The organism is Halanaerobium sp. (assembly GCF_003070835.1).
On the sequence record NZ_QBLR01000140.1, the window covers coordinates 1 to 8,733 of the forward strand.

Genomic DNA, 8,733 nt, shown 5'->3' on the forward strand with positions numbered 1-8,733 from the left:
AAATAACTGCTCCGTTAAGAGCAGTTAATAAATCAATATTTTAGTTCAAAATCTACCTGATTCAATAATTCTTCCTGATTCAAATAGTTTTTTAAATTATCTTTAAAAATTTCAAAACGGCGCTGATCATTGGTTGGAGAAAAGCCAGAAGTATGAGGTGTTAAAATCAGATTGTCCATTTCCCACAACTTACTTGTTTCCGGTAGTGGTTCCGGTTCAGTTACATCCAATCCGGCGCCAGCAATCCAGCCTTTTTCTAAAGCTTCAACCAGTTCCTCCTGTTTAATCAGTGATCCCCTGCCAATATTAACCACAAAGGCTGAATTTTTCATTCTTTTAAATTCTTTTCTACCAATTATTCCCTTAGTTTCCGGAGTGGCCGGAAGAGTTAAAATCACATAATCAGACCTTTTGAGCAGTTTATTTAAATCCTTATTTAAATAAATCTGATCAACATAATCAGGGAGCTCTGCCGCTGTTCTTTTTAAAGCCAGAACTTGAGCCCCCCAGGCTTTAGCTCTCCTTGCAATCGTACTGCCTATATCACCAAGGCCTAAAATACCAACTGTAGAATTAAAGAAATCTTTAATTTCATTTTTACGCTGCCACTTCTTTTCCTTTTTATCATAGGCATAATTAATTAAATTTCGGTTGTGGGCCATAATCATTGCAAAAACATGTTCTGCAATCGGCTTACCATAAACTCCACTGGAATTTGTGAGCACAATATCCTGATTCTGATAAATTTCCTTATTGGCATAACGATCAACACCTGCACTGGGCAGGTGCAGCCATTTTAGATTCTCAGATTTTTTAACTAAATCTGTTTTGGGCCAGCCAAATACTATTTCACTTTTTTTAATTAATTCAGAATAATCGCTGCTTGATTCTACAACATCAAATTTTATTTCCGGGGCAATTCCTCGAATCTCAGCTTCAGCTTTCTGGGGCAGATCAAATATTTCATTTGTTAAAACTAAAATACTGCTCATTTTATCCCTCCATATTTAGAGCAAACTTCAATTATCAATTAAATAATTTAATAATTTTCAGTTAGATTTAACTTTCCAGTTCCTCAATTTTATTTTTAATAACTTCCATAATTTCCGCTGCAGTTTTTTCTCCTTCAATTTTTAAGACAGGACATTCTAATTTCTGCATCCATTCTTCGTGAGTTCTCTTATTTCTGATTTCTGTCTGATCATAGTCATATCTGGCAGCTGAATCTAAAAACTTCTGATGCCGCTCAAACATTTTCCCACCCGGTAAAACTGCACTTCCAAACCTTTTTTGTTCTCTACTCTTTAAGCGCTGCAGTCTGATATTTATTGGAGTCCAGAGATAAATTACCAGATCAAATTTTTCCATAAAAATATCTCCCCAGCCGCAAAAAGAACCACTAATAATCCAACCTGATTCATTTTTAAGATCCTTTTCAAGCAGCCGGCGTCTTTGCTCAATAGAACGCAGATGCTGATATGGTGGTTCAGTCGGTTTCCAAAAATAATTATCTGCGTCAAAATGAGCCAGATTGTATTCTTTGCTCAGCTTTCTACCGATAGTTGTAGTTCCAGAACCTGACGGCCCCAGAATATGTATGTGATTAATCATCTATCTGCCCCTTATTATAAAAATTAATTGCTCTTTAAAGTTATTATTCGATAAATTTAGCTCATTACCTGCTTTTAAAACAAAATTTCGGCTGTTCCTCCCATAATACCATTGCCAATATGTCCGACTTTAATTGTATTACCTCTAACTAATCCTAAAAAACCAAGAAATCCCAGACGCCAACCATAATTATTTTTGTTCATAAATAATTTCTGCTGAGTTCTTTAATTTATTTTTTTTGAGTTGTAATTATCAGAGGTATTGAGCTTAATTCTCTATACTGATCACCACCGGGACTTCCCCATATATTTTCAACTTTAAAACCTGCTGCCTGTAAATCCGCTTCCAGTTCACTTTTACAGAGTGGATAAAGTTCTATTTTATTTTCTGATAAAATTTGATCATTAAAATGATCGATCAATTTAGTTTTAAAATATATTATATTTTCGGTTTTATCATATTCATAATTGCGCTCAAAGCGGACAGAATCATCTTTGCTGTAAATTGTTGGTAAACCATCTAAATTCAACTCCAGAATTCGCTGATAATTAACTATCTGGATAAATATTTTCCCATTTTCTTTTAATAATCCTGCTGCCAGGGCCAAAAATTCTTTGATTTCCTCTTTTTTTAGATGAACCAGTACATTGCCAATGACATAAATTCCATCAAAACTGGCTGATTTAAATTTTCTACTCAAATTTAACATTCCCAGTCGATAAAAATCAACTTTAATCCTGGCTTTTTTCATTTTGGATTCTGCTATAGAAATCATCTCTGCATCAAGATCAACCGCCTGAACCTGATAACCCTTTTCAGCCAGAGCTAGAGCATAACTCCCTGTACCACAGCCGACATCCAGAAGTCTAATATCTTCTCTTTTTTCCTTCAAATCTTTAAATGTATTATCTATCAGCTCAAGCTTTTTAGAATTGAGTGGAAAAATTTTATCATAGTTTTTGCTGAATTCAGAATAAAATTCCATTTTGATCATCTCCTGTGACATTTATAATTAAAATACTTATTATTTGAATTAGCTGTAACTCCAAAAAATCCTGCTTTTAAAAAAGAAAAGCCCTACACTTAACTAATTTACAATTCTTGATATCTCTGCATTTTCCTTTAAAAAACAAAATGTTCTTCGGACAATCTGTAATACAGTAAGGTTAAATTTTGTTGACAGCAAAAATTATGAAGCTATAAATATTATCCACAGCAAACCATTAGGTATAATTTCCCGGCTAATAAAAAAACCTCTCTCAGCTGCAAACTAAAAGAGGTCTTTTCAAAATAATTTAATTTTTATATTTTTTATCATTAATGTTTCCTCCAACATAGCCACCATTCTGAACATTCGACTTCCCCCTGCTTAATTAACTCTTCTCTTTTTTCGACATGTGACTTATTATTGTCTGGATCCTTAACTAATTCATAATCAAACACTTGATTATCTGCCCAGTTAAGCTTGAATTGCTTCTTTTCGGTCATTTTTCTCACTCCTTAATTTGATTGATATTGATTACTAATTTCAATTATAGTAAAGTTGAGCTAATTTGTCAAGTATGAAATAAAAAAAGAACAGCCCTGGGGACTGCTCAATTTAACTTTATAGCCCAATAAAGAACAAAATATTTTAAATAAACTTCTTAATATTCTTTTTAAAATCAAGACTATAAATCACTTATCAAGCTCTGTCAGTACAACACCAATTAAACCAGGTCCGGTATGAACTACCATAACCGGACTGATCTCACTAAAATATGTCTCTTTAACCTGGGCCAGCCGCTTAAACCTGTCCAGAAGTCCCTGAGCTTCTTCTTCAGCTGCTGCATTCATCACATCTATAACATATTCCCTGCCTTCCTGTAATCTTTCTTTGATTATGGAATACATTTTCTTCAGTGAGCGTTTACGACCACGAACTCTTTCGAAGGTGAAATATTCACCCTCATCATCAATGGCAATTATCGGCTTAATATTTAAAAATTCAGCAATTGTTCCAGATACTTTGCCGATTCTACCACCTTTTTTCAGATACTTAAGAGTTTCTACCACAAAAAAGACCTCAATTTTATCTTTTTTAGCTTCAACTTTTTCAATAATCTCAGCAAAGCTTAATTCTCCCTTTTCAACTAAAGAATTAGCATAGAGCACAAGTCTCCCCAGTCCTTTAGAAAGCATCTTTGAATCAATTACTTCTACTTCTATTCCCTCAATCTGATCAGCCACCATCATACAGTTACTATAAGTTGCAGAAAGACCACTTGAAATATGAACAGAAATGATATGGGTATATCCTTCATTTTTCAGCTCATTATAAACATCCATAATCTCCTGAGGAGAAGGCATAGATGTAGTTGGTATCTCACGCTCAAAACTCTCATAAACCTCTGCTGGAGTGATATCAACCCGATCATGAAACTGCTGGTCACTATAAATTACTTTTAGTGGAATCGATTTAATTCCAAACTTCTCTAAATCATCTCTGGTTAAATCAGAAGTGCTGTCTGTTACAACTGCAATTTTTTCCTGCATAATTATTTCTCCTTTATTTAATGTCTTTCAGCCAACTATTTCCTTAACAAAGTTTATTATAGCAGATTTTTATGCTTTTGGGCAAATTGCTGATCATAATTTACTACCTTTTATTTTTACCTACCGGTTACCTGTCAGTTTTTATCGAAAATTAAAATAAAACAGCTCCAATTCTTTTATAAGAATCAAAGCCGCCTCAAGATTTATAGAATTTATCTTGTTAAATTCCTGATAATTTCTTCAAATTCTTCTCTGGAAATTTCACCCCTGGCATAACGCTGACGGGCTATTTCTTCCGCATCATCTCTATGGCTGCTTAACTGCTGCTCATTATATCGGAAATGACTATCTCTTTGACTGTAATTATTATTTTCATTACTTCTCTGAACAATAAAATAAATTACTGCGGCAAGGATAATAAACCAGAAAAAGATCATAAAACCTCCACCTCCCCAGAAACTGTCAAATCCCATATGGCCAAATCTCCCCATATGTCCGAGTCTAAACATAATATCACTACTCCTTATTTAAACTAAAGTACTTTACTTAATTATATCATAAGGGGCAAATATGAAGGAAATATGAATTTAAAAACTTTATTTTCTTTAATAGTATTTACTTCTCGTTTTTCGACATAAAACGACAGGTAAACTGTAGATGCACATTTTATTTAGTAAAATAATCTACTCCAGCCTGAAAGAGTTTTTGATCTTTTTCCCCACTAATATTTTTGGCTACATTTTTCCCAATTCGCTCAGAATGTCCCATCTTACCAAAGACTCTGCCCTCTGGACTGCAGATTCCCTCTACAGCAGCAATTGATCCATTTGGATTATAAGGAATCTCCATTGTTGGATTCCCCTCTAAATCTACATACTGAGTGACAATTTGGCCATTCTGCTTAAGCTTTCTGAGTTCTGCTGGTTCTGCTGCAAAACGTCCTTCTCCATGAGAAACCGGAATGGAATGAATATCTCCAGTCTTTACGTTTGCAAGCCAGGGAGATTTTGTAGAAACAATTTTTGTATTTACCATCTGAGAAACATGCCGTCCAATTGTATTATAAGTCAAAGTTGGTGAAGCCTCCGTTAAGTCTCTAATTTCACCATAGGGTAAGAGTCCAAGTTTAACCAGAGCCTGAAAGCCATTACAGATTCCAAGCATTAAACCATCTCTATTATTTAATAACTCCATTACTGCAGCTTTAATTTCTGGATTTCTAAATACTGCCGCAATAAACTTACCGGAACCATCAGGCTCATCACCGGCACTAAATCCACCCGGCAGCATTATAATCTGAGAATCACTGATTAAAGCAGCCATCTTTTCAATTGAATCTTTTACCTGTTCTGGTTCTAAGTTTTTAAAGATAAAGGTTTCGACTTCAGCTCCAGCTTCTCTAAACTGTCGGGCTGTATCATATTCGCAGTTTGTTCCCGGAAAAACAGGAATTAAAACCCTGGGTTTAGCAACTTTTATCTGCGGACTAAAACTCTGCTCACTCTGAAAATGGTCAAGGTTTAATAATTCTTTTTCTATCTCCGGCTCAACTAAAGCAGTTATTTCATCTTCTGCCACCTCAGTTTTATAGATTTTCTCCAGCGGTTCTTCCCAGCTTTTAAGTGCTTCGGCTATTGAAATTTTTATTCCATTAATTTTAATTACTTCTTCTTTGATAGTCTTTCCAATTACTTTAAAATCTAAGTCATTAAACAATATTTCTGGCTCAAAAGCTGCTGGAACTTCTAAAATTAGAGCGCCATATTCTGGTGAAAATAGCTCCTCCTGATCCAGTTTAGCGGTAATTTCGGCTCCGATTTTATTGCCAAAACTCATCTTAGAAATTGCTTCAGCCAGTCCACCAATTGTAATCGCAGAGGCAGCATAAATCTTTGCTTCTGAAATTAATTTCTCAACCCTGCTGTAATTCTTTTTTAGTTTGGCTATATCAGGCATTTCAGCTTCATCCCGCTCAACCGGAAGATAAACTAACTTACTACTATCTTTTTTGAATTCAGGTGAAATAACATTGTTAACATCAACTGTATCTACTGCAAAAGAAACTAAAGTTGGAGGTACATCGATATCTTTAAAGGTTCCAGACATACTGTCCTTCCCACCAATTGCAGGCAGACCAAAATCTTTCTGTGCTCTGTAAGCTCCAAGCAGGGCACTAAATGGCTTTCCCCAGCGCTCCGGATTATTTCTCAGACGCTCAAAATATTCCTGGAATGTGAATCTGATTTTAGAATAATCTCCACCGGCGGCAGCAATTTTGGCAACTGATTCAATCACTGCATAGAGGGCTCCGTGGAAAGGACTCCAGGTTGTTAATTTAGAATCATAGCCGTGGCTCATAATTGTACCTGTATTTGTTTCTCCCTTGATTAAAGGGATTTTTGCTGTCATAGCCTGAGTTGGTGTCAGCTGATATTTACCCCCAAAGGGCATTGTCACACTGCCGGCTCCGATTGAACTGTCAAACTTTTCGATCAAACCTTTTTGACTGGCCACATTGAGATCAGCAAGATTCTGCAGCCACTTATCTTTCAAATTTTTCGTTTCCGGCAGACGCTCCCCTGCAGCCTTTTTGAAATAGTTTTCGGCTGCTATCGGTTTTGAGACCTTAACCTCAGTTTTTTGAGCTGCTCCATTTGTATCCAGAAAAGCCCGGCTTAGATTAACAATCTGATCATCATTCCATTCCATAATTAAACGGTGGTGATTCTTAACCTCTGCTGCTACAGCGGCTTCCAGATTTTCCTCTGCTGCCAGCTGAATAAATTTTTCCACATCCGCTGCCTCAATCACAACCGCCATTCTTTCCTGCGATTCGGATATCGCAAGTTCTGTTCCATCTAAACCCTCATATTTTTTTGGTACAGCATCCAGATTAATCTCCAGAGCATCAGCCAGCTCACCAATGGCAACCGAAACTCCTCCGGCTCCAAAGTCATTACAGACTTTTATCTTTTTGCTGACCTCAGGATTTCTAAACAGGCGCTGAATCTTTCTTTCAGTTGGGGGATTACCTTTCTGTACTTCCGCACTGCTTTCTTCTATTGAGTCTTCAGTATGCACTTTAGATGACCCTGCTGCACCCCCACAGCCATCACGTCCTGTTTTACCACCTAAAAGCACAATTATATCTCCGGGCAGCGCCTCACCGCGCACTACATTTTCTTTAGGTGCTGCTGCAATAACTGCTCCAATCTCCATATGTTTGGCCAGATACCGCTCATTATAAATTTCGTTAACCATTCCGGTTGCCAGTCCAATCTGATTTCCATAAGAACTGTAGCCGTCAGAGGCTTCCTGCACAATTTTCTTCTGCGGCAATTTTCCTTTTAAAGTCTCTTCAATCGGAGTCCTGGGGTCTCCAGCACCAGTAATCCGCATTGCCTGGTAGACATAAGAGCGGCCGGAAAGAGGGTCTCTAATCGCACCACCAAGACAGGTTGCTGCACCACCAAAGGGTTCAATTTCCGTTGGATGATTGTGAGTTTCATTTTTAAACATAACAAGCCAATCTTCCTCCTGACCATCAACATCTACAGTCACTTCAATGCTGGCAGCATTTACCTCATTTGAAATCTCTAAGTCTTCTAATTTACCTGCTGCTCTTAATTCTTTCATGCCCAGCAGAGCAATATCCATCAGGCAGATATCTTTTTCCTGATCCCGATAAATCTTCTGGCGGCCATTTAAATACTCCTGATAAGCTTTTTTAATTCCCTGAGTAAATTTATTCTCTTCTATTTCGACATTTTCAATTTTTGTTAGAAAAGTTGTATGGCGGCAGTGATCAGACCAGTAAGTGTCAAGTACTCTGATTTCTGTAATTGTCGGATTTCGGTTTTCTTCATCTCTAAAATATTTCTGACAATGTTTCAAATCAGCTAAACTCATCGCCAGACCAAGTTCTGCTAACAAATCTTTTAAACCCTGTTCATCAGCTTCAATAAATCCTGCTGCAGTTTTTACCTTTTCCGGCACTTTATACTGCATTTCCAGACTGGCTGGTTTTTTAAGTGCTGCCTCTCTGGAATCAACCGGATTTATATAATAGTCCTTAATTTTATCTATTTCTGCTTTACTTAAATCTCCTTTCAAAATGAAAACCCGGGCCGCCCTGACAGTCGGCTTCTCATCATTATTTAAAATCTGAATACACTGTTCGGCGGAATCAGCCCGCTGATCATACTGCCCCGGAAGATACTCAACAGCAAAAATTTCTTCATCAGCTGCAGTCTCAATTCCTTCCTGATGGATTAGATCAACAGGTAACTCAGCTAAAATTGTTTCACAGGCTTCCTGATAGGCCGAATTAGAAATATCTGTAATATCATAGCGATTAAGCAGCCTGAGTCCTTCTAAATGATCAAGTACAAGACTCTCTCTAAAATCATGCAAAAGCTCCTCAGCTTCGACATCAAAACCTTCCTTTTTCTCAACAAAAACCCGTCTGATCTTATCTGACATTTTAAGCGCCCCTTTTTGGAAATTTTTAAAAACTAGAATTCATAGTTCAATTGCAAGACATTTTTTAAATTAAAGCTGTTAATTCTAAATAAGAATATTGATAAG

Annotated in this window: 8 protein-coding genes; all 8 read right to left on the reverse strand. The window is 36.6% G+C overall.

Features of this window, described 5'->3' with window-relative positions:
• Positions 1-32: 32 nt before the first annotated feature.
• The 8 genes from CI949_RS13090 to CI949_RS13125 all read right to left on the reverse strand — a co-directional run bounded on the left by CI949_RS13090 (position 33) and on the right by CI949_RS13125 (position 8,628).
• Positions 33-992, reverse strand: coding sequence for a D-2-hydroxyacid dehydrogenase (locus tag CI949_RS13090; RefSeq protein WP_290767162.1), 960 nt, complete (start codon positions 990-992; stop codon positions 33-35).
• Positions 993-1,059: 67 nt separating this feature from the next.
• Positions 1,060-1,611 (reverse strand): AAA family ATPase, encoded by a 552-nt coding sequence (locus CI949_RS13095; RefSeq protein WP_290767164.1) that lies wholly within the window; start codon positions 1,609-1,611, stop codon positions 1,060-1,062.
• Between the two features lie 74 nt (positions 1,612-1,685).
• Positions 1,686-1,814, reverse strand: a complete 129-nt coding sequence (locus CI949_RS13100; RefSeq protein ID WP_290767165.1) for a hypothetical protein — start codon at positions 1,812-1,814, stop codon at positions 1,686-1,688.
• A gap of 26 nt (positions 1,815-1,840) precedes the next feature.
• Positions 1,841-2,596, reverse strand: coding sequence for a class I SAM-dependent methyltransferase (locus CI949_RS13105; RefSeq protein ID WP_290767167.1), 756 nt, complete (start codon positions 2,594-2,596; stop codon positions 1,841-1,843).
• 332 nt (positions 2,597-2,928) lie between these two features.
• Entirely contained in the window at positions 2,929-3,099 is a 171-nt protein-coding gene (locus tag CI949_RS13110; RefSeq protein ID WP_290767169.1) for a hypothetical protein, read from the reverse strand.
• A 189-nt stretch (positions 3,100-3,288) separates the two neighbouring features.
• On the reverse strand, positions 3,289-4,146 hold the full coding sequence (locus tag CI949_RS13115; RefSeq protein WP_290767171.1) for a DegV family protein: 858 nt from the start codon (positions 4,144-4,146) through the stop codon (positions 3,289-3,291).
• Positions 4,147-4,358: 212 nt separating this feature from the next.
• Positions 4,359-4,655 (reverse strand): SHOCT domain-containing protein, encoded by a 297-nt coding sequence (locus CI949_RS13120; protein WP_290767172.1) that lies wholly within the window; start codon positions 4,653-4,655, stop codon positions 4,359-4,361.
• Positions 4,656-4,812: 157 nt separating this feature from the next.
• The gene (locus CI949_RS13125) at positions 4,813-8,628 is read right to left on the reverse strand and encodes a phosphoribosylformylglycinamidine synthase (RefSeq protein ID WP_290767173.1); all 3,816 of its coding nucleotides are present in this window, start codon (positions 8,626-8,628) and stop codon (positions 4,813-4,815) included.
• Between the last annotated feature and the right edge of the window lie 105 nt (positions 8,629-8,733).